Source organism: Thermanaerothrix daxensis (genome assembly GCF_001306145.1).
In the GTDB taxonomy this organism is placed as follows: Bacteria; Chloroflexota; Anaerolineae; order Anaerolineales; family Anaerolineaceae; genus Thermanaerothrix; species Thermanaerothrix daxensis.
Genome location: NZ_LGKO01000006.1, coordinates 88682 through 114873, shown reverse-complemented (window position 1 = coordinate 114873; position 26192 = coordinate 88682). Strand labels below are relative to the sequence as shown.

Annotated in this window: 19 protein-coding genes, 1 tRNA gene and 1 CRISPR repeat array; of the genes, 8 read left to right on the top strand and 12 right to left on the bottom strand. The window is 61.3% G+C overall.

Going from position 1 to position 26192, the window contains the following annotated elements; all coding sequences use genetic code 11:
• Window position 1 precedes the first annotated feature (1 nt).
• Window positions 2–2425, top strand: coding sequence for a PEP/pyruvate-binding domain-containing protein (locus tag SE15_RS13155; protein ID WP_054522592.1), 2424 nt, complete (start codon window positions 2–4; stop codon window positions 2423–2425).
• Window positions 2426–2511: 86 nt separating this feature from the next.
• On the opposite strand, the gene SE15_RS13150 is transcribed toward SE15_RS13155, so the two are convergent.
• The gene (locus tag SE15_RS13150) at window positions 2512–2901 is read right to left on the bottom strand and encodes a NifB/NifX family molybdenum-iron cluster-binding protein (protein ID WP_054522591.1); all 390 of its coding nucleotides are present in this window, start codon (window positions 2899–2901) and stop codon (window positions 2512–2514) included.
• A gap of 193 nt (window positions 2902–3094) precedes the next feature.
• Here SE15_RS13150 and nrfH point away from each other — a divergent pair, with 193 nt between their 5' ends.
• Both nrfH and SE15_RS13140 read left to right on the top strand, forming a co-directional pair.
• Entirely contained in the window at window positions 3095–3583 is a 489-nt protein-coding gene (nrfH, locus tag SE15_RS13145; protein ID WP_054522590.1) for a cytochrome c nitrite reductase small subunit, read from the top strand.
• 30 nt (window positions 3584–3613) lie between these two features.
• Window positions 3614–4927: an ammonia-forming cytochrome c nitrite reductase subunit c552 gene (locus tag SE15_RS13140; protein WP_054522589.1), complete on the top strand. Its 1314-nt coding sequence runs from the start codon at window positions 3614–3616 to the stop codon at window positions 4925–4927.
• Between the two features lie 84 nt (window positions 4928–5011).
• Here the strand turns inward: SE15_RS13140 and SE15_RS13135 are convergent, their stop codons facing one another.
• From SE15_RS13135 to SE15_RS13090, 10 genes are all read right to left on the bottom strand, one after another.
• Window positions 5012–5470, bottom strand: a complete 459-nt coding sequence (locus tag SE15_RS13135; protein WP_083461951.1) for a rhodanese-like domain-containing protein — start codon at window positions 5468–5470, stop codon at window positions 5012–5014.
• Window positions 5471–5823: 353 nt separating this feature from the next.
• Window positions 5824–6162: an SCP2 sterol-binding domain-containing protein gene (locus SE15_RS13130; protein WP_054522588.1), complete on the bottom strand. Its 339-nt coding sequence runs from the start codon at window positions 6160–6162 to the stop codon at window positions 5824–5826.
• Complete coding sequence (locus tag SE15_RS13125; RefSeq protein WP_054522587.1) at window positions 6155–6967, bottom strand: HPr family phosphocarrier protein; 813 nt, start codon at window positions 6965–6967, stop codon at window positions 6155–6157. The genes SE15_RS13130 and SE15_RS13125 overlap by 8 nt, the downstream gene beginning before the upstream one ends.
• Window positions 6968–6984: 17 nt before the next feature.
• On the bottom strand, window positions 6985–7590 hold the full coding sequence (locus SE15_RS13120) for a class II aldolase/adducin family protein (RefSeq protein ID WP_054522586.1): 606 nt from the start codon (window positions 7588–7590) through the stop codon (window positions 6985–6987).
• A gap of 20 nt (window positions 7591–7610) precedes the next feature.
• A complete protein-coding gene (locus SE15_RS13115) occupies window positions 7611–8546 on the bottom strand; it encodes a 1-phosphofructokinase family hexose kinase (protein WP_160316713.1) in 936 nt (311 codons plus the stop codon).
• 63 nt (window positions 8547–8609) lie between these two features.
• Window positions 8610–10067, bottom strand: coding sequence for a PTS galactitol transporter subunit IIC (locus SE15_RS13110; RefSeq protein WP_054522584.1), 1458 nt, complete (start codon window positions 10065–10067; stop codon window positions 8610–8612).
• A 167-nt stretch (window positions 10068–10234) separates the two neighbouring features.
• A complete protein-coding gene (locus SE15_RS13105; RefSeq protein WP_201778113.1) occupies window positions 10235–10531 on the bottom strand; it encodes a PTS sugar transporter subunit IIB in 297 nt (98 codons plus the stop codon).
• Entirely contained in the window at window positions 10522–12096 is a 1575-nt protein-coding gene (locus SE15_RS13100) for a BglG family transcription antiterminator (protein WP_054522583.1), read from the bottom strand. Before SE15_RS13100 ends, SE15_RS13105 begins: the two co-directional genes overlap by 10 nt.
• A gap of 866 nt (window positions 12097–12962) precedes the next feature.
• A complete protein-coding gene (locus tag SE15_RS13095; RefSeq protein ID WP_054522582.1) occupies window positions 12963–13970 on the bottom strand; it encodes a hypothetical protein in 1008 nt (335 codons plus the stop codon).
• An 11-nt stretch (window positions 13971–13981) separates the two neighbouring features.
• Entirely contained in the window at window positions 13982–14641 is a 660-nt protein-coding gene (locus tag SE15_RS13090) for a deoxynucleoside kinase (protein WP_054522581.1), read from the bottom strand.
• Between the two features lie 229 nt (window positions 14642–14870).
• Here SE15_RS13090 and SE15_RS13085 point away from each other — a divergent pair, with 229 nt between their 5' ends.
• Together SE15_RS13085 and SE15_RS13080 are read left to right on the top strand one after the other, a co-directional pair.
• Complete coding sequence (locus tag SE15_RS13085; RefSeq protein ID WP_054522580.1) at window positions 14871–16148, top strand: glycosyltransferase family 87 protein; 1278 nt, start codon at window positions 14871–14873, stop codon at window positions 16146–16148.
• On the top strand, window positions 16073–18052 hold the full coding sequence (locus SE15_RS13080) for an ArnT family glycosyltransferase (RefSeq protein ID WP_160316712.1): 1980 nt from the start codon (window positions 16073–16075) through the stop codon (window positions 18050–18052). The genes SE15_RS13085 and SE15_RS13080 overlap by 76 nt, the downstream gene beginning before the upstream one ends.
• A 123-nt stretch (window positions 18053–18175) precedes the next feature.
• Here the strand turns inward: SE15_RS13080 and SE15_RS13075 are convergent.
• Window positions 18176–18248 (bottom strand) — tRNA-Lys (locus tag SE15_RS13075).
• Window positions 18249–18403: 155 nt separating this feature from the next.
• On the opposite strand from SE15_RS13075, the gene SE15_RS13070 reads away from it, so the two are divergent.
• The 3 genes from SE15_RS13070 (at window position 18404) to SE15_RS13060 (ending at window position 26075) form a co-directional block, all read left to right on the top strand.
• Window positions 18404–19294, top strand: coding sequence for a pirin family protein (locus tag SE15_RS13070; RefSeq protein WP_054522578.1), 891 nt, complete (start codon window positions 18404–18406; stop codon window positions 19292–19294).
• A gap of 367 nt (window positions 19295–19661) precedes the next feature.
• A CRISPR array of direct repeats spans window positions 19662–22378; the repeat unit is 36 nt; unit sequence GTCTTAATGCCCTTACGGGCATTTGATGATTCAGAC.
• 527 nt (window positions 22379–22905) lie between these two features.
• Window positions 22906–23214: a hypothetical protein gene (locus tag SE15_RS13065; protein ID WP_054522577.1), complete on the top strand. Its 309-nt coding sequence runs from the start codon at window positions 22906–22908 to the stop codon at window positions 23212–23214.
• A 215-nt stretch (window positions 23215–23429) separates the two neighbouring features.
• On the top strand, window positions 23430–26075 hold the full coding sequence (locus tag SE15_RS13060) for a hypothetical protein (protein WP_054522576.1): 2646 nt from the start codon (window positions 23430–23432) through the stop codon (window positions 26073–26075).
• Window positions 26076–26192 lie beyond the last annotated feature (117 nt).

The window sequence follows — 26192 nt, the reverse complement described above, 5'->3', positions numbered from 1 at the left end:
AATGGGGTTTCCGTCCAGTCAGACCGATCGCCTGATCGAGATTTACCTCACCCTTGGGCAATATCCGATCCTCAGCAGCCGCATCCGCGAACGGATGCGGCGCGAATTATATGCCCGCGGATTGGTCACGCCGGCAGCGTTTGAGGCGGAGGCGCGCGAACTGGCGGTGCGCTCACAGAGCCGCGAGGGACTGCGCGATCCCTTCAGCGAGGAGCCGGCCGAGGTGTGGGAGATGCGCCTGGCGCGCGTGCGCGATCAACTGACGGACCTCAAATTCAGCCAGTACCTCACCCTGGATGACCTGGAGCGCCTGATCGCCGAGGTGCTCAGCGAGCGCGGCGTGGATGCCGCCGGGCTGATGCTCTCCATCAATCCCGAACTGGCCCCGATTGACCTGGTCTTCGAGCAGGCCCTCACCATCGAGCGCCTGCCCCCACCCCAGCGCGCCCGCTATGAGGCGCGCCTGCAGGAAACCAAGGTGGTGCTCATCCGCCACCTGATCAGCGACCAGTTGCCCTACGTGACCATTGCGCGGCGCTGGTTCACCGTGGGCGATCTGCTGCACATCCGGCGGCGCAAGATCGGCCCCGGGCGCATCGGCGGCAAAGCCGCGGGGATGATCCTGGCCCACCGCATCCTGCAAGCGGTGGCCGATTTGGGGCCCGGGGTGAGCCTGAGCATCCCCGAATCCTACTTCCTCGGCGCGGACGTGCACTACGCCTTCATGGCCATCAACAACCTCTACCACTGGAACGACCAGAAGTACAAGACCGAAGCCGAGATGCGCGCCGAGTACCCGCAGATCGTGCGCGATTGCGAGGCGGGCGAGTTTCCGCCGGACGTCCTGCAAAAATTGGAGATTCTGCTCAGCAATGTGGGCAAACAGCCGCTGATCGTGCGCTCCTCCAGCCTGCTGGAAGATAACTTCGGTACGGCGTTCGCCGGCAAGTACGAGAGCATCTTCCTGCCCAACCAGGGCACCCCGGAAGAGAACCTGCACGCGCTCACGCGCGCCATTGCCCGCGTTTACGCCTCCACCTTCAACCCCAATGCTCTGCTCTACCGCCGGGAGCGCGGCTTGCTGGATTACGACGAGCGCATGGCCATTCTGATCCAGGTGGTGCAGGGCGAACGCTACGGGCGCTACTTCCTGCCCCAGGCGGCGGGGGTGGCTTTCAGCCGCAACCTCTACCGCTGGGCGCCTCAGATCCGGCGCGAGGATGGCTTTGTGCGCCTGGTGTGGGGGCTGGGAACGCGCGCGGTGGAGCGCGTGGGCAACGATTTTCCGCGCCTGGTGGCGCTCAGCCACCCGCTCCTGCACCCCTCCAAGGACGTGCGCATGATCCGGCGCTACTCCCAGCAGTACGTGGATGTCATTGACCTGGAAGATAACACCTTCAAAACCTTGCCCGTGGCGGAGGTGCTCAAAGCCGACTACCCCGCACTGCGCTACCTGGCGCAGGTGGAGGAAGAGGGTTTCCTCACCTCCCTGCGCGGGCGCTACCTGGCCGGCGATCCGCGCCGCCTGGTGCTGACTTTTGAAGACTTCCTGCGCCGCACGCCCTTTGCCGCCGCCATGCGCCAGTTGCTGCGCACGCTGGAAACGCACTACGGCGTGCCGGTGGATGTGGAGTTCACCGCCCAGGTGCGCGAAAGCGGCGAGGGCCCGCACCTGCACCTGACCCTGCTCCAATGCCGTCCGCAGAGTCAGTTACAGCCCCGCGCCGCGGCGGCCCTGCCGCACGCCCTGCCGGAGGAGCAGATCATCTTCCGCACCCACTTCGTGGTGCCGGAGGGCACGGTGGAGCGCATCACCCACGTGGTGTTCATCCCGCCGGAGACGTACTTTGCCCTGCCGGCCTACCTGCTGCGCCAGGAACTGGCGCGCGCGATTGGGCGGCTCAACACGGCCCTGGCCGGGACGTGCTTCATCATGATCGGGCCGGGGCGCTGGGGCAGTTCCAACCCCGATCTGGGGGTGCCGGTGGGCTACGGGGATGTGTACCACGCGCGTGCGCTGGTGGAACTGACCGGGCACAGCCTGGGACTACCGCCGGAGCCCTCGCTGGGCACGCACTTTTTCCAGGACCTGCTCGAATCGCAGATTTACCCGCTGGCCATTGACCTGGACGACCGCCACACCCGCTTTGCGCGCGCCTTCTTCTACGAGACCCCCAACCGCCTGCACGAGGTCCTGCCCAATCACCACGCCCTGGGCGAGGCCCTGCGCCTGATTCGCGTCAGCGATTACTGCCCCGACCACCATCTGGACTTGGTGATGAGCGACGAAAAGGGCGTGGCAGTGGCCTTCCTGCACCCGGATGCCGAGCACAACGGCCGTCTGGGGACGGCCACGGTGCGCCCGCCCGTGAGTGTTTCACGTGAAACCGATGAACCCGCCGCGCCGCCTGAGATTCTGGAATGAGCCGCCGGCTTCACGCGCCATCCGGCCGCCCGCAGGGCGGCTTTTTTACATTGCCCCCTGCCAGCCCATGGTTTCACGTGAAACCTTCACCCCTCACCGTGGCGGTGCACGCGCCGCGGGTCGGAGCGCAGCGTCCCGGCGCGGTAGGCCGCCAGCGCCGCGCTGACCGTGCGCTCGGCCACCAGGTAGACCGTCAGCCCCTGCGCTTGCGCCCGTTCATACGCCGGCTGGCCCATACCCCGTGCAATGAGCACCTGGCAGTCGGCAATCGCCGCCAGCATGGCCGCACCGTGGCCCCCCTGGTGCGCCCCGGCCGCGTGCCTTTCAGATGGTTCGTGCGAATGCGCCGGTTTGGCCCGCCGTTCCAGGGTGGTGCTGCCGTCATCGTTCAACGTCACCACGGTAAAATAGGGCGCCGCGCCCAAGTGCGCGCTGATCGTTTCATCCTCTTCAGTGGGAAATGCGATTTTGACCATACTCACCTTCCTGCGGGTTTGCCACCGCTTTATCGGAGATTGGGACTATTTATTATTATAGATGCGCCTAGCGCGCCTCAGGTGACCGGGCTTGTGACGAACGTCACAACATCGGGTGATTTTTATCATTTTGACTTAATATATCGTATATGGTAAATTAAAGGCAGGTTAATCCCATCCCTGAGGAGTGACCATGCGCCTGCCCCTCATCGTTGGATTGGTGTCCCTCGCTCTGGTGCTGATAGTGGGAGCCGTCGTCACCGATTTCACCGCCTACCTGGGCGATGACCCGGTGGCCTGCAACAACTGCCACGTCATGGATGCCGCCTACGAGGGCTGGTACCACGCCGGCCACCAGCGCTGGGCCACCTGCAATGACTGCCACACCCCCCACGCCTTCATCCCCAAGTACTTCGTCAAAGCCCGCTCCGGCTTCAACCACGTCACCGCCTTCGTCAGCGGGCACATCCCCGAGCCCATCCGCGCCAAAGAATCCACCCGCCGCATCATTCAGGCCAACTGCCTGCGCTGCCACGCCGAAACGGTCGCCATGATCGGCGATGGGCAGATGGACGCCGGACGCTACTGCTTCGAGTGCCACCGCGAGGTCGCCCACGGCCCGCGCGGCCTCAGCCTGCTGCCCTACCAGGATACAGGGCGCTATCATCCCACCCAACCCTGAATTCCACACCCGGACAAAGGAGTTGCTCCCATGGGCACAACCCCCAAATCCTCCAAAGCGCTTCCCATTGCTCTGACCGTCATCATCCTCATTCTGGCCGCTACCACGTTGGGCGTGCTGCTCTTCCTGGCCAACCAGCCCGTGCAGACCCGCGGCCTGCCCACCCTGGTGGCCATTGACCCGCTGGAGCCCGATAGCAGCCAATGGGGCTTGAATTTCCCCAACCAGTACACCTCGTTCCTCAAAATGCGCGAGAACGCCGCGCGCACCGAGTTCGGCGGCTCCCAGCCCTACCAGAAGGTTGACGCCGATCCGCGCCTCAAGCGCCTTTTCGCTGGCAACGCCTTCAGCAAGGACTACAAAGAGGACCGCGGGCACGTTTACTCGTTGCAGGACGTGCGCGAGACCCAGCGCGTCAACGAAAAGACCCCCGGCACCTGCTACTCGTGCAAGACCGCCAACGCCCCCCAGTTGTGGGCCGAGATGGGGCCGGTGGCGTTTGCTAAAACCCCCTTCAAGGACCTCGGCCAGCGCATTGATCAGCCCATCGGGTGCGCCAACTGCCACGAGGCCGGCACGATGCGCCTGATCGTTACCAACCCGGCGCTCGAGGCGGCGCTCAAAGAGCAGGGCAAGGACTGGCGCACCTTCACCCGCCAGGAGATGCGCACGGTGGTGTGCGCCAACTGCCACGTGGAGTACTACTTCGCCGGGGAGGAAAAGGTGCTCACCTTCCCCTGGGACCACGGCGTGAAGGTGGAAGCCATTGAGCAGTACTACAACGAACTGGGCTTCAGCGACTGGAAGCACGCCGAGACGGCTGCCCCGATGATCAAGATGCAGCATCCGGAGTACGAACTCTACACCGCCGATAGCACCCACTACAAAGCCGGCGTGGCCTGCGCGGATTGCCACATGCCCTACGTGCGCGATGGCGCGGTCAAGTACAGCAGCCACAACGTGCACAGCCCCCTGCTCAACCCCCAGCAAGCCTGCGGCGCCTGCCACACCAACGTGGATTACGTGGTGGCACGGGTCGGCTTGATCCAGCGCCAGGTGGCGGTGACCATGAGCGCCAGCGAAGATGCCCTGGTGGCGGCCATTGATGCCATCGTGGCAGCGTCCCAGAACCCCAATGCCGACCCCGCCCTGCTGGAAGAAGCACGCCAGTTGCACCGTGCGGCGCAACTGCGCTGGGATTTCATTGCCGCCGAAAACAGCATGGGCTTCCACAACCCCGAGGAGGCCCTGCGCATCCTGGCGGCTTCGATTGACCTGGCGCGCCAGGCGCAGTTGAAAGCCCTGCAGGCCGTCAGCACGGGTGCCCTCCAGGCCCGGCGCTAGCGCCGCATTCGTCCCTCTGCCTTTGTCACTTCGGGGCGCCTGCAACGGCGCCCCGAAAGTCATATCCCGGCGGATGGCGGGTGCTTACGGGCCGGAGACGGTGGGCAGGCCCGCGGCCGCCCAGGCCCGCACCCCGCCCTGCAGGCTGGTCACCCGGGTAAAACCGGCCCGCCGGAGAATATCCCGCCCCTCCTGACTACGGTTGCCGGAACGGCAGACCACCACCACGGTGCGGTCGCGGGGCAGTTCCTCCACGCGCGCCGCCAGTTGCCCCAGCGGGATCAGCGTTGCGCCGGGGATGTGGACCTCCACCCACTCCTCCGGCTCGCGCACATCCAGCACCAGCGCACCCTGCTCGCGCAGGGCGGCGGCCTGGCGCACATCCACTTCCAGCGGCAGGGCGCTGACCGGGCGGGGGTTCAGCAGGGCCGGAATCAGCACGGCCCCCAGGCCCAGGAGGAGCACCCCCACCAGCCAGCCCCAGGCGGGGATGACGGGGAAGTGCTTCCGAGCAGTTGATGATGCAGCGGTTCGTCTGGCCATGAGCACCTTTCTGGACATTTGAGATGGGTTTTCTGTCATTTAGATGGGGGAGGGGCTGAAAAGTTGCACCCCGCCGGGATGCACACCGGCGGGGCGGGCGGAAGCGGCGGGCCGTCCCCTTCCCGGTTGGCCCGCTCCGGTACGGCCGGGGCGCGTGAGGCCCGTTGCGGCGGGCTAATCGCCTTTGTCGCCCTCATCCTCGCCGCCCGCACCCCCCGTACCGAAGGTGCGCCCCAGCCCCTGGATGAGGGCCTCCTTTTCTGCCGGGTTGAGATGCGCCTGGGGGGTGCAAGGGCCGATACAGCGCCGGGGGCATGCGCCCCTCCCGGCTCATCTCCGCTTTACACGCGCGCTCAACCGAATTTAAAAATACGGGGCATTTGCGCCAGTAGTGGAAAACTCCCGGTGGCCAGGAAACGGCGCTCCATCATTGCCTTCTCCCACGTCAATTCACCGCGCAGAATCGCTTTCCACACGTCACAGTCTACCCGCAGAGTCAGTTTGGGATACAGGGCCTCACCGAGATGGAAAGTGCATGCGGTTTTGGTCATCCGCAGGTAGCAGGCGCCGCTTTCCGCTCCACTAAAAAAGAACTGGATCTCCCCTTCCTGCCCCCGCGCTGCCGCCGGATCAAAACGTTGGGCCAGCATGGCAACCAGATCAAAACAGGCAGGGGTCGGATTCTCACTCATGACTGGCATTTTCCTCCTCGCCGAAATTACTTTCGATCAACCCCATCAATGCACGTAAAGCAGCGTCATGCTGCTCACCCCGTGTCTCAATGATAATACGCTCCCCCGCCTTGATTCCCAAACCCAGCACGCTCAGAATGCTCTTGGCGCTGACACGTCGATCTGGCTGATCGGCTCGCGCCACCTGGATTTCACAGGGATACTTAGCCGCCGTCTTGACGAAGAGCGCGGCCGGGCGCGCATGCAACCCCACCGGATGGCGAATGACCGCCTCCCTACGCGCCCAGGAGTTAGCACCGGTCTCCTCGGACGCCTCCACAGTCGTTGAGGTGGCGGGCTCGAAGAGGGCGCTCAGCACCTTCACCACCTCACGCGCTACTGAGGCGTTCAAAATGCGCTCAATGTTCTCCGCCTCCTGGCATAAATCAATCAGTTTTTGCAGAGTCTTGACCTGATACTCTGGACGGGTCACCGAGAGCATGAACACCACCCGCACATCCAGTTGCTGCGTAGGATCCCCCATAAAACCAAACTTAACCGGATGACGTAGTACCCCCACGGCAATGGCAGGACGCAGACAATGGCTCACATCTGTATGTGGAAAGCTTACCGGGATAGGAGTCGGCAACGCGGTGGGAAATTGCTGCTCCCGTTTCAGGACAGCCTGAGGGTAGGTAGATTTGACATAGCCATGGGTCAGAAGATGGTCCGCCATCCTCTGGATAACCTCTTGGAAATGGTGAGCCTCTAGATTAAGTAAGACCAAGTCTTCGGAGAGTGGAATGCTCACATCTTGATCCATCATAGATTCCCCCTGGGGCTTCAATGAATTAATCGCGCCATTAGAGCGCAATAGGCGCTTACATCTATACGTTCCAAGGCATCGTATCCAGATTCCAAATCACGTGCAAAGACAAAAACCCCATGCCGTGGGGCCAGTACTGCGGCTGCCTGCTTACGCACCCGCTCTAACTGCTCCGCCATCGCCGCGCCGATGGCATCGGCCAGTTCTTGGGTGTGGGCCGGCGCATCTTCCACCAGGCCAATCTCCCCAAACTTGTCGGTTGCATAAAGCATGGAGGGTATAGGTCGGTTAAGACTGCAAAAGACCAGGGCATTACGGGCATGGCCGTGAACGACTGCCGTGCCGATGGGGTAAAACTCATTCAATAATTTCAGGTGCACACGCACCTCACGAGATACCTCTCCTTCGCCCTCCAGGCGATTGCCGGCCAGGTCAAGCACCAGAATCTGCTCGGGACGCAGTCGCCATAAATACTTGCTGCCTGCATAACGCGGTGTCATCAGGATCACTTCGTCCACGCGCAGGCTGATATTGCCCCCTGCCGAATCGGTCAGGTGGCGCGCGTACATCAGCGCACCGATCTCGGCAATGCGTTGACGCAACTCAAAATACGCAAGTTCCATGATAAAGCGCCTTTCTTTTCCTAAAGTTCGATGTGGGTCAACTGTACCTGGGGGAGTAACGCCTCAACATCCGCCCGGTGAATGAAACCAGCCCCGAGTACCTGGGTGTTTGCGGCTCCACACGCCACTCCCCAGCGAACGATCTCCGGCAGGCGCAGTCCGTTCATCAACGCGTAGGTCATCCCAGCAAGCAGCGAATCCCCACATCCCATTACATTGATCACGGTGTTCATTTTCAATGAACCCTGCCAGAGGGTTTTTCCATCGGTGACCATAAGCCCATCCTCCCCCTGGGTGACGGCCACCAGCGCAATACCCAGACGATGCACCCGCAAGAGGGCTTCAATCAATTGAGCCGGGGTCTCCAGGGTTTCGCCCAGCCACTCCTCCAGCTCCTCACGATTGACTTTAACCATAAACGGCTGAGCCTGGATGCCTTCCCGTAATGCCTGACCCGAACTATCCAGCACGCACACAACCCCTCGCTGCTTGGCCTCACTAATCATATCAGCCAGCAAACGGGCCAACGCAGGGCTCTGGGCTGAGCCACAAAAGAGCGCTATCTGAAAACCGCCGATCAGTTGCAAAAACTGGGCCTTGAGTTTCCGCATTTCCTTTTCGCTGACCGCCTGTCCCGGCTCGTACAGGGTATACCCATGACCTGTCGCATTCTCTATCAGTAAAGTGGAAATGCGCGTGGATGCGCGACAGCTCACAAACTGGGTGGGGACCCCCTCACGCTTGAAAGCCCGGCGGGCAATTCGCCCCGTCCAGCCTCCTTGAAACCCAAATGCCAGTACGGGGGCTCCCAGGCGATGGAGTGCCCGCGCCACATTGTTTCCTTTCCCGCCCCCGTATTCACGCACCACCTGCACGCGGTTTACCGCATCTGGGCGCAACTGGTGGGCGGCTAAAATTCGATCCAGTGCAGGATGAAAGGTGACCGTGAGAATCATGAGCAACTCCATATTGACGGGGCTCCCGGTAGAGCCAACCGTTCTACCGGGAGCCCGGGGAGGCTAATCGGCAGAGGCGGATTCGGCCGCCTTCGGTGCGGCTTCAGGATAGGGCAATGGATTGCCCGAAATGCCACCGCTCTGCTGAGCCGCTGCATTCTCACGACGCTTCATCGCCGGGAAGTAGTACCAGACACAGAATGCCAGGATGACCAGCGCAATGAGACCGGCCACTATATTCCCATTGAGCATATCGAGGATGGTAAAGACGAGCAAACGCATCCCCGCCGCATTGGTCTCCAGCCATGTAACCATGCCGAACCCTTCGGGAACTTGAATTGCTCCTGTTGCCACGGCTAGGTTGGTCAGGTAAGGAGCGAAGTAAGTTGCCGCTCCCAGGTAAACCGGAATACCGATGATGGAGAGCAAGAGTGATTTCACCAGATCCCCTTGAGTGAGCACTGTGACGGTAGCCACCAGCGAAACGGCAATAATACTGGCGAAAGGAAGGGTTTTGTTGAAGGGAAGGAGGATGGCAAAGAGCAAGATCAGCGGAGCGATGAGAATGCCCGTCACCCATAGCGAGTCAATGCCGGCCAACACCGGCCAATCCAAGCCGATGTAGAAGCTGCGCCCGGGGAATCGCTTCTGCATAAACTCCTGCGCGCCCTCGGCGACCGGTGCCAAAGCCCGCGCAAACAGGCCCGCCAGCAGGGGGAAAAGGGTCACAATAGCAGCACATTGGATCATCAGCGTTGCGATCCCCTTAAAGTCATAGCCTGCCAACAGCCCAAAGATCAGTCCCAAGATAGCCCCGATGACGTAGTTTTCTCCGAAAACCCCGATCCGGCGGCGTAGGTCGGCAGGGCTGGTTTTGATCTTTCCCAGTCCGGGGATTTTCTCGATCAGATCCAGGACGGGCGCCATCCACATAATATCCAACAACATATTGTGGGAAACAGCAATGCCCGGAATGCGGGTCAGGTTGTACACCTGCTCGCGGGTGTGATCGGCGCTGATAAGTTCCAGCACCACCCAGATGCCGGCGACCAGGAAGCCCAACGGTAAGGCCAGCCCGGGCAGGCTCTGCCCTACCAGAGCGGAGACAAACGCACCCAGCGTGGCCTTATGCCATACGTTCCACATATCCACATTGAGGCACTTAGTCCACCCCAGTGCCAACATAACGATATTAATGGTAATCTGGACGGGGAACATCAGGAAAGCATAGGGCCAGGCCCACGAAATTACCGAGGCAACCGTCCATCCCATGTCGTAGGCCTCGAATTTCAGCCCGGGGATGCGCTGCACCATGGCTTGCCCCGCCTTTCCGAGAACCGGGAAGGCGAAGTCAAACAATACGAAAATGCCGGTAAATGCCACACCCAGCATCAAACCGGCGCCAATGGCTTTTCCAACCCGCATGCCCAGGACCAAGCACAGCAAAAACATGATCACCGGTAGGGCAACATTGGGGCCGTAATCCAAAAAACTACGGATGGTATCTAATGCGGCTTGCATTTTTCCTAACTCCTTTCCTTGGGGGGAACTAAAACGGTTTGGTTACAGGTTTACCGATGGAAGGGGGATGATTCAGGGCTGCTACAGGCAAAAAACTACCTCACCTCCTCTCTCCAGGGGTGTCGAATCCGGACTTTGGTTGAGATCTCAGATGGGCAGAGATGAAATTACAGTTTGAGAATCTGTTTGATTTGTTGGATCACATCTGCCGTACCAACTCCGGTGAGCAAAGGAATGCCGTTGATAGAAGGAATAGGCAACTCCTTATCCCGGATGGCATAAGGGGTGATGGAAACAAGCAAATCGGCGACTTTGGCCTCCGCCTCCAGGCTTTTGATATCCACCGCTCGCACATCCACGTTGTGATAGCCTTGTTCGCGGAGCAGGTTGCGCAGTTTTTCTGCCGCCACATTCGATGTGGCCACCCCAGAACCACACGCTACGATAATACGCTTCACCGGCATACCTCATGCTCCTTTTGTGCGGTTAATATACGTCGAGAGTGAATGACATTAAGTTGCGCTTTGATGCGTTGAATATCCTCCTCTCCCAGCAAAGGATTTACCGTGAGCACCGGCCACCGCCCTGCCGGTATCTTCACCGTTGAGATGACCAGATCTACTGCCAGTCCATCCAGGCGGGATAACTGGCGCAGAGATAGGGTATCTACTATTTCAATTTCCGGGAATGCATTTTGCAAACGATACACCAATAACCGCGCCATGACGCCCCCGGTTGGGCAGGCCACTAAAACGCGAAAGCGTGGCTTCTGACTCTGCTCCGCCAGTTGCACCGCTAACGCCAAGTACATGACCAAGTAAGCCACCTCCTCGGCGGGAATGGTCAAATCAAATTGCATCTTGAATTGCTGAACGACCTCCATGGAAGGTTGCCAGAGATGCGCGTAGGCTTGTTGCACTTCCTGAGTGAGTGGATTGTACAGGGGTAGTCCTGCCTGCAGGCGAGTAAGGGTTCGTGCAAGGTGCATGGCCATCTGATTGAGAATATCTGGTTGGCACAAGTTGTATCCCAGTCGTTCTCCCACCCTTTTTAGCATCTGCTCAGCCACCAACCGACTGAGATCGGTCTCGGAAGCGACTTTTGTTGATGTTGCCAGGGTCAATTGCCCCTGACAGGCTTTTATTTCCACCACCAGCTGAATCACTTCGTCACGAGGAATTGGCGTACCATGGGCAGCCGAGAAAGTTTTCACCAACGCTTCAACTCGGGCCACCTCTTGCGCCGAGAGGATGACTTCTGCCGTTCGCTCCAAAGGGGAGACCAGCCGCTGACGCTGAATTCGTTGAAGCGCCAGCGCCCAATACAGCGTCAGGAACAGTAAATCATCATCCATTAGCGTCAGCTCCATTTCGCGCTCTAACCGAGCCACGAAACGGCGCGCTACGGATAGATTCCATTCTTTCACCTCTGCCAGCAGGAGCCGTTGAAACGCGGCGTATGTGGTCAGGTCAACCTTGCCGCGCAGGCTGAGTTCAGTTAGGGCCTCATCCAAACCGGCATGCAGCAACATCTCGATTATCAGATGCCGCTGGACTGCTTCTGGGCCGAAAATTTGCAACCCTTGCCGACGTGAACGCCTGAGAAGCAAACCTTTCTCATTCAAGCGCGATTCCATGGCTCGCAAATCGCGCAATAACGTGGCCCGTGAGACGCCTAATCGCTGACGTACTATTTCAAGCGTGAGTTTTTCCCGTGCCACTAAGACCAGGAACAGAATATAAGTGGCACGTTCGTTGCCGCGCAGTACAGGCAGGCAGTCCCCTTGTTGCAACTCAACCCGCAGGCGCTGTCGAATTTCGACCGGTGCATTCAGTTGCAATCCCTGGCGGGGCTTTGCTACCAATTCAACCCCATATCGGGATAGCCAGGTTTGCAACAGCGGCAACCGATAGCGCAAGGTGCGGGCTGAAATGCCCAAACGCTCCCCTAGGCGCTGCGCCGAAAGAGGGTGTTCGGCATCCAGCAAGGCGAGTAAGGTCGAGACCTGTAGAGCATCTAGCCGGGTCATGATAATTTCATTATGACATTATCAGAAATGAATTGCAATAAGGTTCAAACCCATTTGGATCATAATGAAATATGACAAATTGAGACAGTAATGCATTTTTGACTTTATACTCCATAGCCACATACTTGTCAGACAAAATTGAAATTTTTCTGCTTTTATTTTTAATGCAAGTTTAAATTTTTTTATGTATAATAAGAGTTGCCACAGGCCGAGGTGCCCCCCTCACCCCGGCCTGTGGCGCTTTAATGCACCGTTTCCCTGCCTCCCCTCTTCCCCCATACATCTCCCGCTTCCAACGGCCGGATCGGCGTTTTTGGGCCCCGGGGCGTGTTATCCACCACACCCTGCGTTTGTTTCTCCCCATTCTTTATTCATGTTCATAAGTGAGTTAATAATTTCGTAGCCGTCGTAGGGCCTGGGGATATGTGGATAAGTGTGCCCCTGTCCCCATCCCTGGCGTGGTGCAGTGCAAGGGGCTCCACCCGTGCGGTCAAAGGGGCATTGTTTATCCCCAGCCGACTGTGGATGAAAAACGGATAAACCGGCCTCCGTTTTGCCCTCTCCGCAGGCGGTGGAATTGCGTAGAGTCATTAACGCGGGGATGTGGTGCGGAGCGCCGACCGCCCCCCACATATGGGGGGTAAGGGGCATTTGGCCGGGGCGGGGATTTTCCCCAAAATCGGCCGGTTTTCCACAGGTATCCCCGCTTATCCACAGTTTTAACCCGGTTATCCACAGCAGATGGGGAAAATGGGCCTGCCGGGCGCCCCCCAGGGGTGGCGTGGCCCGGTGTGCCGGTGCTGCGGGCACGCAAAGGCCACCCGGCGTGGGTGGCCATCTCTGCGTGTCAGGGGGGAGAGGAGGAATCAGATGCGGGCGCCGTGGTCGCTGGCCCACTGATCCAGCGTTTCTTCGACCGTATCCAGGTAGGCATCCAGCGCGGCCAGTTGCCGCGGCAGGTGGCTCATGCCCAGGCCGAGCGCCTCGCCGGCTTCCTGCCATGGGGCAAAGAGGGGCGAATCCTGCCCCAGGTGCACCAGCGCGCGCGTCCAGGTGCGCCACTGGAGCCACCAGGCGGCCAGGGGCTGGTCTGCGGCCAGGGCCTCAACCGGGCGCTGGTAGTAGGCGCGGCGGGCGGCGCTCAGGCGCGGCGGGGCATCCGGGTGCCGGGCTACGGCCTCCAGCGCCTCCAGCCAGGCCGTTTTCCAGGTGTGCAGGCCCTCGCGCGCGGCGCTCTCCCCGCCGATGAGGTCGGTCAGGCCGGCGGCCAGGCCAGGACGGGCCACGGCCTGCGCGCGGGCGGGGAAGTTCAGCACAAAGCGCCGTTCGGTCAGGGGGGCGCCGCTGAGGCAGGCGATGGCATTGGCCGCCTGGGTCAGGGCATCCAGCAGGCCCCAGGCGGCGGCCAGCGGCGCGGGGGCGCTCTCGCTCAGATCGCGCCACTTCGCGCGGGCGGCCTGGGCCAGGCTCTGAGCGCGGGCGTAGACGTTCTCGGCCAGGTTAAACTGGGCGGTGCCGCTGGCCTGGGTGAATTCGAACCAGTGCTGGCGGTCGTACAGCACCAGCGGGTTGCCCCACAGGGCCGCGCCCAGCCAGGGGTCGTGGCGCAGGCGGCGTGCCGGCTGAAACGCCGCAACGCCCAGGTGGGCCACATCCAGGGTGATCTCATCGCTCAGGCGCTGGACCTCACGCGGGGCCGGCGGCTCGACATCGTGAACGACGACCAGGTCAATATCGCCGCTGCCGCCCAGCAGGGGCTCTTCATCCAGCAGGGAGCCGATGAGGAAGATGCAGACCACATCGCGCTGCCGGCGGGCGGTCCGTTCGGCCGTCTCACGGGCCAGGTTGAGCAACATCTCGCGGGTAATGCGCATAGGTCATTCCGTCAGTCAGAAGCAGGGTGGGAAAGGGGGGATTCCAGGGGCAGTTCGGGCTGATAGGGCGGCAGGCGCAGGGCGCGGCGGATGGCGGCTTCGATGGTATCGAGATCGGCCTCGTACTGCACAAAATCCAGGTCGGCGCTGTCAATCACCAGCACGGGCGGCCCCTGGCGCGGGGGCAGGAACTGGGCGTCGTAAGCGCGGTTGAGCGCCTCGATGTAATCGCGGTCCATGTTGCGCTCGTAGGGGCGATCGCGCAGGGCAATGCGCCGCATCAGGGTTTCGGTGTCGGCGCGCAGGTAAACGATGAGATCGGGGGGGAGCATCTTCTCGGCCAGGGCCTCGTGCAGGCGCAGGTACACCTCCCACTCATCGCCGCTCAGGTTGAGGCGGGCGAACAGTTTATCCTTCTCGAAGGTGTAGTCGCTGATCAGGGGCAGGCCGGTGCTCAGCCACTCGGCGGCCTGGCGGAACTGGTGGTAGCGGCTGAGCAGGAAGAACACCTGGGTCTGGAAGGCGTAGCGGGCGCGGTCGGCGTAGAAGCGCGCCAGGAAGGGGTTTTCCTCGAAGGCCTCCAGCAGCAGATTGGCGTTGAAGCGCGGCTGAAGCAGGCGCGCCAGGGTGGTTTTGCCGACGCCGATGACTCCTTCAATGGCGATGAACATGGGCTCCTCGATCCGTGAAGAGATGACGGTGATGTCAGCGTGATGGGATTAATATACCATAACTTGGCCGCCCGGCGGCTGGCCGCGGCGGGGATGGGTGGTGCGGGTGTGAGGCGGGGAAATTTGAAAACCATTTGCAAAGGCGTCACCGCCCCATTGCCTCTATAATAGGGGCAGATTCCTTATCACCCAGCCCCCTGCCGTGTGGCTGCTGCCCGTCGAGGATGCCGTGTGCGCCCCTGACCTTCCCCCGCCGACCGCCCCCCTGCCCTGGCAGGAGCGCCGTTTCCTGCGCCTGCTGGCCGGGCTATGCCTGCTGGCCCTGCTGGGCTACGCGTTCTTCACTCTTCAGCAGATCCAAAAACGGGGGTTCTTTGAGTACGTGGGGATTGATTTTCGGCTGTTCTACGCCAGCGGGCAGATCTGTCGCATCCACGGCCCCGGCGGCATTTACGACCCGGCCCTGCAGGCGCGCTACCAGGCGCCGCTGTACGAGGGCTTTGCGCGCCCGGCGGAGGGCCTCTCCATGCCTTTCTGGCCACTCGCTATCCCGTATTTGCCCCTCTTTGCGGCTCCCTTTGCCCTGCTCTCGCGGTTGCCCCCGCTGACGGCTTTTGGGGTCTGGGTGGCCCTCAACGGTGGGGTGACGCTGGGGTATTTGCTCCTGTGGAAGCGGCGCCTCGGGCTGGGGTGGGCGGGGGGCTGGCCGGTGGCCGCCCTCTTTTTGAGCAGTGCGGGGTTTCTCAACCTGTTTTTCGGGCAGGTCAACGTGCTGTTGCTCATTGCCGTCGGGGAAGCCCTGTGCAACCTTCAGCAGGGCCGGCCCGGGCGGGCCGGACTGTGGCTGGCACTGGGGTGGATCAAGCCTCAGATGATCTTGCTCCTGGCGGCGGTGGCGCTGGTGGCCCGCGAGTGGCGCTTTGGGCGCGGCTTTGGGGTGGGCTCCTTGCTGGTGGTGGGGGCATCTGCGGTGCTGGGGGGAATGGAGGGCCTGCGGGGGGTGTTTGAGACCCTGCAAAACTGGCCCACGGCGCTTAGATCCAGCGGGATCACCTGGCTCAGCGCGGCGGATCACCTGAGCCTCTGGGGAGTGCCCGCGCCGCTGGCGCTGGGGGTGGGTGGACTGATTGCGCTGGGCGCGCTGGTGGTGTGGGCGGCCATCTTGCGCGTGTGGCTCGGCCGCCGGGAGCCGGCCCGCTGGCCGGTGCTCTTTCTGGCGACGCTTGCTGTTGAGACGGTAGTGATGCTCCACGGTAATGTGTACATGGCGCTGGCGCTGGGGGTGCCCTGGCTGGTCGTGTTGGTCCGCGCCCGGGATGGCTGGACGCGCTGGCTTTTTCTCGCCTGGACCCTGCTGACGGGGCTGGTGTTCGTGGCGGATGCACAGCGCGCGGTGGGGCATGCCCACAATCTGCTGGGAATGCTCGTGCTGTGCACCCATATTCTCATTCTGGTGCGGCTGTACTACACCCGGGGCGAGGGGGAGATGCCTTCATTGGCGAAGTGATGAACGGGATGCTGCCGTTTGGGCTCAATGCCGGGTTGGGGGTGGGGCTGGTCCTCCTCCTGGGAGTGAGCGGCCTGGGGCTGGGGCTACGCCTGCTGCGCCGCTTTTTTGAGGGGGCGAGCCTCACGCTGGCGGAGCAGGGTCTGATGGGGCTGGGGCTGGGGCTGGGGGTGGCGGCCTGCGGTGGGCTGGTCCTGGGAGGGGTGGGTGGGCTGCACCGCCCGGCCCTGCTGGCCTGGCTGGGGGTGCTGGCCCTGCTGGGAGCGCCGGAGGGGGTGCGCTTTACCCGGTGTGCGGTGGCGGCACTGCGCGCGGAATGGGCACTGCCCGAACTGCGCCACCTGCGCGGTGGGCTGATCCTGCTGGGGCTGATCGGGCTGGTGGCTTTTTTAAACGCGCTGACCCCGCCCTGGGATTACGACGGGCTGATGTACCACCTGGAGGGGCCGCGGGAGTTTCTGGCGGCGGGGCGGCTGGTGTTGCTGCCGGAACTCTGGCAGGCCAATGGCCCTGCGAATGGCGAGATGCTCTTTCTCTTTGGGCTGAGCCTGGGCAGTGATGTCTTTCCCAAACTGCTGCACGGGCTGTTCGGGGTGCTGTGGGTGGGGCTGGGGCTGTGCCTGGGGCGGTGGTTGGGCGGGCCGGGGCTGGGCGTGCTGACGGCGGTGGTGCTGTGCAGTATGCCGTACCTGCCGTTGCTGGCGGGCTGGGCCTACATTGATTTGATCTGGTTCACCTGGGAGGGGCTGGCGCTGTACCTGCTCTTGCGCTGGGGGCTGGCCGAGCGGCCGCCAACCACCTGGCCCACCCTGAGCGGCCTGCTGATGGGCCTGGCGCTGGGGAGTAAGTACCAGGCGCTGGCGGCACTGCCGGCGGCAGGGGCGCTGTTCCTCTTTCTGGCGCGCCGGGTGGGTTTGCGCCGGGCGGTGGAAGCAGGCCTGCGCTTTGCCCTGCCCGCGCTGGGCGTGGCGGCGCCGTGGTACCTGAAGAACCTCATCCTGGGGGGCAACCCCGTCTATCCGTTGTTCTGGGGCGGGGCCGGATACCCGCCCGAGCGCTGGGAGTTGCTCTCGGTTTACCTTTACGATTTTGGGCTGGGGCGCCGCCTGGTGGATCTGATCCGCCTGCCGGCGGCGCTTTACCTGACCCGTGAACGTTTTGCCACCTTTATGGGCTTGGCAGATGTGCCGCCGCTGCTTTTGCCGCTGGTGCTGACCTGGCCGCTGGGGCGCCGCGGCAGGGAGCGCGCGGCGGTGCTGCTGGGGTTGGGGCTGGTGCGCGCTCTGGCCTGGTGGCCGGGCACGCAGCAAACGCGCTTCCTTTACCCGGCTTTTCTCTGGCTGAGCCCGTTGGCGGCGGCGGGGTTGGAGGCGCTGGCCGAACGCCTGGGGGCGCGTGCCGGCTGGGTGTTGCGTCAGGGGCTGGTGCTGGGCACCCTGGGGGCAACGCTGGCGATCCAGGTGACCACCTTTGGGCAAATTCTTCAACCCTGGCGGCTCTGGCTGGGGCAGGAGCGGGTGCAGGCGTGGCTGGTGCGCCCCTGGCCCGATTTTGCCGTGCAGCAGAACCTGCCCGCCGGGGCGCGGGTGCTGCTGCTGTGGGAGGGGCGGGGGTACTACTGTGCACCGGTGTGCCTGCCGGATGCCGACCACACGCGGGGGGTGCGCCTGGCCGAAGCCGCTGCCGGGCAGGTGACGGACCTGGCCCGGCAATTGGCCGCGGCGGGGGTGACCCACGTGCTGCTGGACCGCGAGAGCGCGCTGTTCAGCGTTTACCACGATCCCACGGGGCGCCATCGGGCCGCGCTGACCTTTTGGGAGGCGGTCTTCCTGCCGCGCTGTGGCGAGGTGGTGCGGGCCGGGACGTGGGCGCGCCTGTACCGCCTCACCTGCACGGGGGAGTGAGGGCGCCGGGGCCACCTGCGGCGGGTGGCGGTCCCAACGCGGGCATAAAAAATGAGCCTGCCAGCAGCGGCAGGCTCGCACGAAAGTGCGGGGGCGGCGTTCCCCCATGAGTGCGCGCGGGTGTGACTCACCGGGGACTCGAACCCCGAACCCGCTGATTAAGAGTCAGCTGCTCTACCTGTTGAGCTAGTGAGCCATGTGGTGCTTTCTCGCATTCCTAATTATACCGATTCTGCGCCGGGTGTCAATCCACCCGCGCCGCCGGCGCCCACACGGCCTTCGACCCGCGTGCTCGTCCGCGGTTAAAATAGGATATAATCAATCAAAATTATATCCGAAAGAGAGGCGGTCATGGCATCTGAGGTACGGCCCATTCGTGAGGTGATCCGGCCGCAGTTGGTGATCGAGGGCGCGGGGGTGCGCTTGCTGCGTTCGTTTGCCCCCCAGCGCTCCAACCCCTACGATCCCTTCCTCCTGTTCGATCATTTTGCGTTCAACGATCCGCGCGAGGGGCCTCTGCGCGGCTTTCCCACTCACCCGCATCGCGGTATTGAGACGGTGACCTACATGCTCGAGGGCAGTGTGCGCCATCGGGATAGTTTGGGCAACCTGGGGGTGATCGGCCCCGGGGATGTGCAGTGGATGACCAGCGGGCGCGGCATTCTGCATGAGGAGATGCCCACGCGCGGGCCTGCGGGACGCGTGCTGGGCTTTCAGTTGTGGGTCAACTTGCCGGCGGCGCTGAAGATGAGCCCGCCGCGCTATCAGGAGGTGGCGGCGGCGCGCATTCCGCAGGTGGAGGTGGCCGGGGTGCGCCTGCGCGTGGTGGCCGGTGAGGTGGCCGGGGTGCGCGGCCCGGTGCGCGAGATTGCCGCTCAGCCGCTCTACCTGGAGGTGGCCGTGCCGCCGGGCGGGGCTTTGGAGTGGGCCACCGACCCGACGCACACCCTGCTGGCCTACCTCTTCGAGGGCGAGGGCACGCTGGAAGACGGGGCGACGGGCCGCGGGGTGACCCTGGCCGCGCCGGTGATGGTGGTGTACGGCGCGGGGGAGCGCCTGCGCTGGCGCAGTGCGGCGGGGATGCGCGCCATGCTCATCGGCGGGCGCCCCTTTGGCGAGCCCATCTACCCCTATGGGCCGTTTGTGATGACCACGCGCGAGGAGATCGAGCAGGCCCTGCGCGACCTGCGCGAGGGGCGGTTTGTGCAGGGGGAGGTGGAGGGGGGTCTGCGCGCCCCCTGAGGGGCGTCGGGCCGTCCCTAATGATGAAGCCGATGACGATCATGGCCACCACGGCAGGGGTAATGACGCGACCTTCGATGGTGATAACCCCCCCCAACAGAATGAGTTTTGACCTGCAACGGCCGGTGGGCCGTCTCTGGGCATAGGGCGGCACCGCGCACCCGGTGCGCCCCGGGCGGTGCGCCCGCGGTGTGGCCGGGTATGCGGTGGGGTTGGCGCGGGTGAAAAACCCGTTTGATGAGGGGCCGACGCATGGGACCTCCTCACCCCTTGAGCCTGGTGAGTGCCGGGTGGGGCTCAAGGCCCTGGGGCATGGGAGGCTTCAGCCATTGCCCTTTTTATTATCGGCATGCAGAGGCTTGCTTGAGCCTGAGGGCCCTTACGGGCATTTGATGATTCAGACAGATCAGCAAGACATTTGGTGATGTGTGGATTGAGACACAAGGTCTTAATGCCCTTACGGGCATTTGATGATTCAGACAAGTATGAACGCTTATGCCGCCTGGCACCAGGCCGTGAAAGTCTTAATGCCCTTACGGGCATTTGATGATTCAGACAGAGGTGCGGTGCGGGAGGTGAGTTCGAATACCCAACGCAGTCTTAATGCCCTTACGGGCATTTGATGATTCAGACGCAGGATGGGGAGCGGCCGGCAGTTGGTCGCAATCATGTCTTAATGCCCTTACGGGCATTTGATGATTCAGACTCCTAGACCGCATCGTCGAGGGCGGCGTTCGCGACTTGGTCTTAATGCCCTTACGGGCATTTGATGATTCAGACACAGCGTGAAGGATGGCGTAGGCATTCACGCTGCCACAGTGTCTTAATGCCCTTACGGGCATTTGATGATTCAGACCGATCCGGAGGCCGCGGTTGAGTACGCGCAGCACGTGGGTCTTAATGCCCTTACGGGCATTTGATGATTCAGACCTATTCGTGCCAAAATGTTGAAGGTCAAGACCGTAAAGGTTGGTCTTAATGCCCTTACGGGCATTTGATGATTCAGACATTATTTGCTCGTGAGTTCCCTGAAGCCCGCCTCGCTGAGTCTTAATGCCCTTACGGGCATTTGATGATTCAGACATACACTGCTCATATGTGAGTGCGGGGGTGAATTTGGTCTTAATGCCCTTACGGGCATTTGATGATTCAGACTCGGACTGACAAGGCGGGGTGGATGGTCATTAGATGTCCGTCTTAATGCCCTTACGGGCATTTGATGATTCAGACCCCGACGCGCGCTATCGGGGCGAGTACGAGGAATGGGGGTCTTAATGCCCTTACGGGCATTTGATGATTCAGACCAAGCTGAGTTTCTCGACGCGATGCGCGGAAGGGTGATGGTCTTAATGCCCTTACGGGCATTTGATGATTCAGACGGTGTAACCATGACCACAAGCGAATTTGAATTTACAACCGTGTCTTAATGCCCTTACGGGCATTTGATGATTCAGACTTAACAATTTCCATGAGTTCAGTGTGTTCCTTAAGGCCGGCGTCTTAATGCCCTTACGGGCATTTGATGATTCAGACAAAATGGCGTACAGGCTCGGGGCACTTTGTTAATTTTGTTTTCGGTCTTAATGCCCTTACGGGCATTTGATGATTCAGACAAGCAAGAGGCGCGCGAGGCACTGGGGTTCAACTACGAAACGTCTTAATGCCCTTACGGGCATTTGATGATTCAGACTTTAACTCTGGTTGAGATCGGAGCAGACGAATCAGAGTTTTTGTCTTAATGCCCTTACGGGCATTTGATGATTCAGACTTTTTTCTCGGCGCTCCCGCGCCGGCACCTACATAATAGGTCTTAATGCCCTTACGGGCATTTGATGATTCAGACCTATCACCCCGTGGGGGGAGGATGAGGATGGAAATGAATTCCCCAAGTCTTAATGCCCTTACGGGCATTTGATGATTCAGACATTTTGCTGTATCTGCTGTTCGATGCCGAGATCCGCAAGGTCTTAATGCCCTTACGGGCATTTGATGATTCAGACGATGAATGCCGTCGTAGAGGGTATGAAGTCGAATGGAAGTTTTAGTCTTAATGCCCTTACGGGCATTTGATGATTCAGACCTGGTGGTTGCCGATAGCAGACATCAGCAAATGGCGCGAGGAACGTCTTAATGCCCTTACGGGCATTTGATGATTCAGACGCTCTATCGTTTGCCAGAGCGTGCAAGCGGAGAGGGTACGAAGGTCTTAATGCCCTTACGGGCATTTGATGATTCAGACTGGCTAAACGAGCTCGAGAAGGCCATTGAGGAAATGAAGAGGGAGAGTCTTAATGCCCTTACGGGCATTTGATGATTCAGACTTATAGGTTAGGCCATCGATCACAATCATGCTGCTACACCTGTCTTAATGCCCTTACGGGCATTTGATGATTCAGACCGTATGGCCAGACGGTCGCGTTGAAGAATATTACTCTGTCCTGTCTTAATGCCCTTACGGGCATTTGATGATTCAGACCGCCTGGAAATCCTTCCACGAATTCCGCCATGCCCTGAATATGTCTTAATGCCCTTACGGGCATTTGATGATTCAGACGCGCTTCGCCTCCGGGCTGGCGTTGCGCGTGCTTTCCGGTCTTAATGCCCTTACGGGCATTTGATGATTCAGACTATTTAGAATAAGTGAGCAATTGCTATTTGATAGCGCAGATGTCTTAATGCCCTTACGGGCATTTGATGATTCAGACAAAAAAAACAAAGTGAGGTGTATCATGAAAATTCGTACGTCTTAATGCCCTTACGGGCATTTGATGATTCAGACTAACCATTGCCGATGCCGTTGAAAGCATTACCTTCGCTGGTCTTAATGCCCTTACGGGCATTTGATGATTCAGACATAAAACATGACGCACTACTATTAGTTTAACTTTGTGTTCCGTCTTAATGCCCTTACGGGCATTTGATGATTCAGACGCACGTAGCTCATTCTGGCTAAAGAAGGTTTCAGGTTGTACGTCTTAATGCCCTTACGGGCATTTGATGATTCAGACTTATCATATTGGCGTAGGCGGTGCGCAATCTAGAACCTTAGTCTTAATGCCCTTACGGGCATTTGATGATTCAGACTGCAGACATCTAGACAATTGAAAGTGGGAGAAAATTCGCACTTTCGAGCGTTTTTGGGGGGCAAAACAGCGCTTTTCCTCCCACTCGAGGGGGTAATTTCGGCCGTTTGATGCACCCTTTCTACCCCACGCCGATTTTTGCGTACCCCCCTCCCGTTCGGGCCCGTTTTCGGCTCATTTTCGAGGGGGGGTACGCAAAAGTGAAATCTTTCACAATATGCCCCTCGCGCGGCGCCCGCTACCGCGTGGATGGGCTCTCGTTCTTTCCGCCCTATGCACTTGTTAAGGTGCGGTGGAACTGCACTGCTCTTATTATAGAGAATTCTGTACACCCGCGCAAGCCCCCCACCGGGGTTTTTTTGGGGTGCCCACCACAGATTTGCCGTTTTGTCAAGTCGTCACTTTAACGAGGGGGTGGCCCCTTTGCCCCCCTTAACCCTCGTTAAAGATGCAGGTTGCCAAAATCGCCCCTCTGCGCTATGCTTGGGGCAGGATGATAGAACAAACATTCTAAATCCGAGGAGGCCTATGGACGCACCCCTTCCCCCCGTTCCTTCCCGGCGCCGCCGCGGCGGTGCCCTCAGCGATGAGATCCGCATCTTGCGCGCGCTGATGCGCCGTGTGGAGGCCCTGCCCGAAGCCGGCCCCCACCCGGCGGTCGGGCTGGATGCGCGCGGCGGCCTGGTCACCCCGCTGGGCGCCCCCTGGCCGCTGGGGCGCAGTGCATTGGGCGAGTGGGCCCAGCCGCTGGGCGATTGGCCGCTGCAGCCCCTGCGCCTGTGCCACCTCACCTGGCAGGCGGGGGTGGGCCTGCGCGTGCACCCAACAAAATTGTAAGGCGCGGCGCCCCCGCACCTAACAATTCTGTAAGAGAAAACGGCCCCCTCTTCTGCTACAATGCAAATAACCCCGCAGATAGTGGCAGCCCGGTCTTCGGGCCGGGCTGACCACCTGAACACCAAAACGACACCCCAGGGGGGCGCAGATTCCGCGCCCCTCCTTTTTGACCGCCTGCGGGGCACGATCCTGCACACGCCAGAGGGACGGTAATCATGGGATGGTGGAGCACCCTGCGTCGAAATATCAAATGGAGCACGCTGTTGGGCCTGGGGCTGATGGCCGGGCTGGGCCTGCTGACCGTGCAGGCGGCGGATCCGAGTTACTTCGGCACCACCGTGCTGGTCTCGAAGGTGGCTACCGAAGGGGGAGGGTTCAGCCGCGGCGATCAGATGAGCAACTACGTTTCGGTGGCGTGGTTCAACGAGGATTGCGATGGTTCTCAGCGTTCGGACGACCCGTACAACCCCTACTGCAACACCGACGTGCTGGATGCGCCCCCGCGGGCGGCGTTTGCCTCCCGCGCGACCAACCTGGTTGAGGGCATGTCGGATGAGGAAACGTGCGGGGTGGATGCGGAGGGCAAGACGGTGTACTGCGCCGATATTTTCCTGGCCCGAAAAGGCTCGGACGTTGTACGCGCGCTGACCCTGGGAGGGGGTTTCACCCAATACCCCAAGGGTGACGCCATGTTCCCCACCCTCTCGCGAGACGGCCGCTGGGTGGTGTTCCAATCGGCCAGCGAATATGCGGAGATTGAGGGCGGGGATGATACCCCCGAGACGGATATCTGGCTGATGGACCTGCGCGACCCCGACAATCTGCGTGGGCCGTACCGGGTTTCTAATCACGATACCAGCACCGGCCCTGATGTGGATGCCGATTCGGGCAACGTGGCCTGCCGCCTGACTGCGGACGAGACGCCGGAATGCGACCGTTACTCAAACGGCACGACGAAACCCATGGTGGAGTACCCCCATCCGGTGGCGGATGTGTACTGGCAGGACCTCAATAACGACGGTCAGGTGGACGTTTATACCGAGGTCTTTGTGGCCTTTGAGTCCATTGCCAGCAACCTGGACATTCAAGACGGTAATGGGCACATCAAGGACATCTTCCTCGGGCAGGCCTCGGATAAAGGTCACAGCCTAGAGCCCCAATTTGAGCAAAGAGGCTCGCAGTTGCTGACGCGCGCGCCGACCTGCGACCAGAGCGGTCAGCCCACCGCCTACGATCGGCCGACCGACGGCGATTCTTACCACCCCGTCTTCGTGGATATGCCCGGTAAAGCGCAAGATGGGCGCTACCTGCTCTTCGTCTCGCGGGCCACCAACCTGATCTGCGGGCTGAAGGAGCACTACCCGGCGGATGATCCGAACGCGCGCCCCTACGCGCGGCGGGCCAATCTCTTCCTGCTGGACCGCGACAACGACGGCAACGGCACCTACGATGAATTTGATCAGCCGGGCGGCGTGCGCATCTACCTCATTTCGCAAAATGCGAGCGGCAAGCCCGCCAACGGCACCAGCGAGTACCCGGCGGTGGCCTACGTGGAGGAGAACGGACAGCCGCGGTTGTACGTGGCGTTCCAATCCCGCGCCAGCGACCTGGCGCCCATCAACCTCCCCGAAGGCAAGAGCGCCGATGACAACGGCTTTACCGACATCTATCTCTTCAAGTGGGATCTGACGAACGGTTCCATTCAGGAGCGCTACCTGGTCTCGGTGCCGTCGGTGCCGCTGGACGACGAGAGCCAGCGGCCTGCCGCGCTGGCCAACCTGGCTTCCTACGCGCCGGCCATCTCGCGCGATGGGCTGGTGATCAGTTTCCACTCCTACGCCGACAACCTGATCGAGGGCGATACCAACAACATCTGTCCCTACACAACGGGGGAGGGCATTGAGGGCACCCCGACGACCAGTTGCCCGGACGTGTTTGCCCACGATTGGAACGCCCGGCAAACCTGGCGCGTTTCGCTGACCTCAAACGGTCAGCAGGGGGCACCGGATTCGGTGTACGGCGGGCTCTCGGCCACCGGCCAGTTTGCCTTCTTTGCCTCCTACGCCGACCTGGACCTCAACAACGAGACCCCAATTTACCAAAACGTGCTGCAGATTTACCTGCGCGATATGGGCAACCCCCCCGGCAACCCCAACGTACAACCGACCTTCCAGGACTGGGGCATTCTGCACTTGAACCAAGGGGGGGAGCCCAGGCTCTTCACCGTGCGCTTCCTGGGGAATTTGTACGTCAGCGGGGTTACCTTTACCCCGAAGGATATTCCCAACGGGGAGAATCCCTTCACGTTCAGTCACCAATGCCAACTTGACGAAGAGTATGGGCGCGGCGAACACTGCACCTTCACCGTTGGGTTTAACGGCGGAAGCGTGCCGGATAAGGAGTACGCCGGCGAGGTTTTGCTCGCGGTCAAACGCCAATCGAACGATAGCCCGCGCACCGTGCGCATCGGCGTGCGGGCCAAGACGGCCTATTACGGCGTCCTGGCCACCCCGAACGACCTGAGCGCCAGCGCGACCCCGGGGAGCACGCTGACCTACACCTTCGAGGTGCAAAATGCCGGAGATCTGGCCGAGGACCTGACCTTGCGGGATGTGCATGCCGGCAACGGCTCCTGGGTCAGCGCCTTGCCCGAGGGGCTGGAGAACGTGGCCCCTGGAAATGAGGATACGCGCACGGTGCAGGTGCAGGTGCGCGTGCCGGCCAGCGGGGTGAGCGTGGGCGAGAGCCACGTGGACCAGATCGAGGTTTGCTCTTCCCATGACCCCGCGGCCTGCATGGTGGTCAGTCTGACCACCACGGTGGACCAATTCCGCGTCTTCATCCCGGCGGTCATGCGCTAACCCGGCCCTGGTGCTTGCAAGCGTCACCCCGGCGGTCCCCCCACCCGGGGTGGCGCGGCTTCCGGGCGCGCGGGCGTCCGTGCGCCCACACGACTTGCCCGCCGCTTTGTCGTGGGG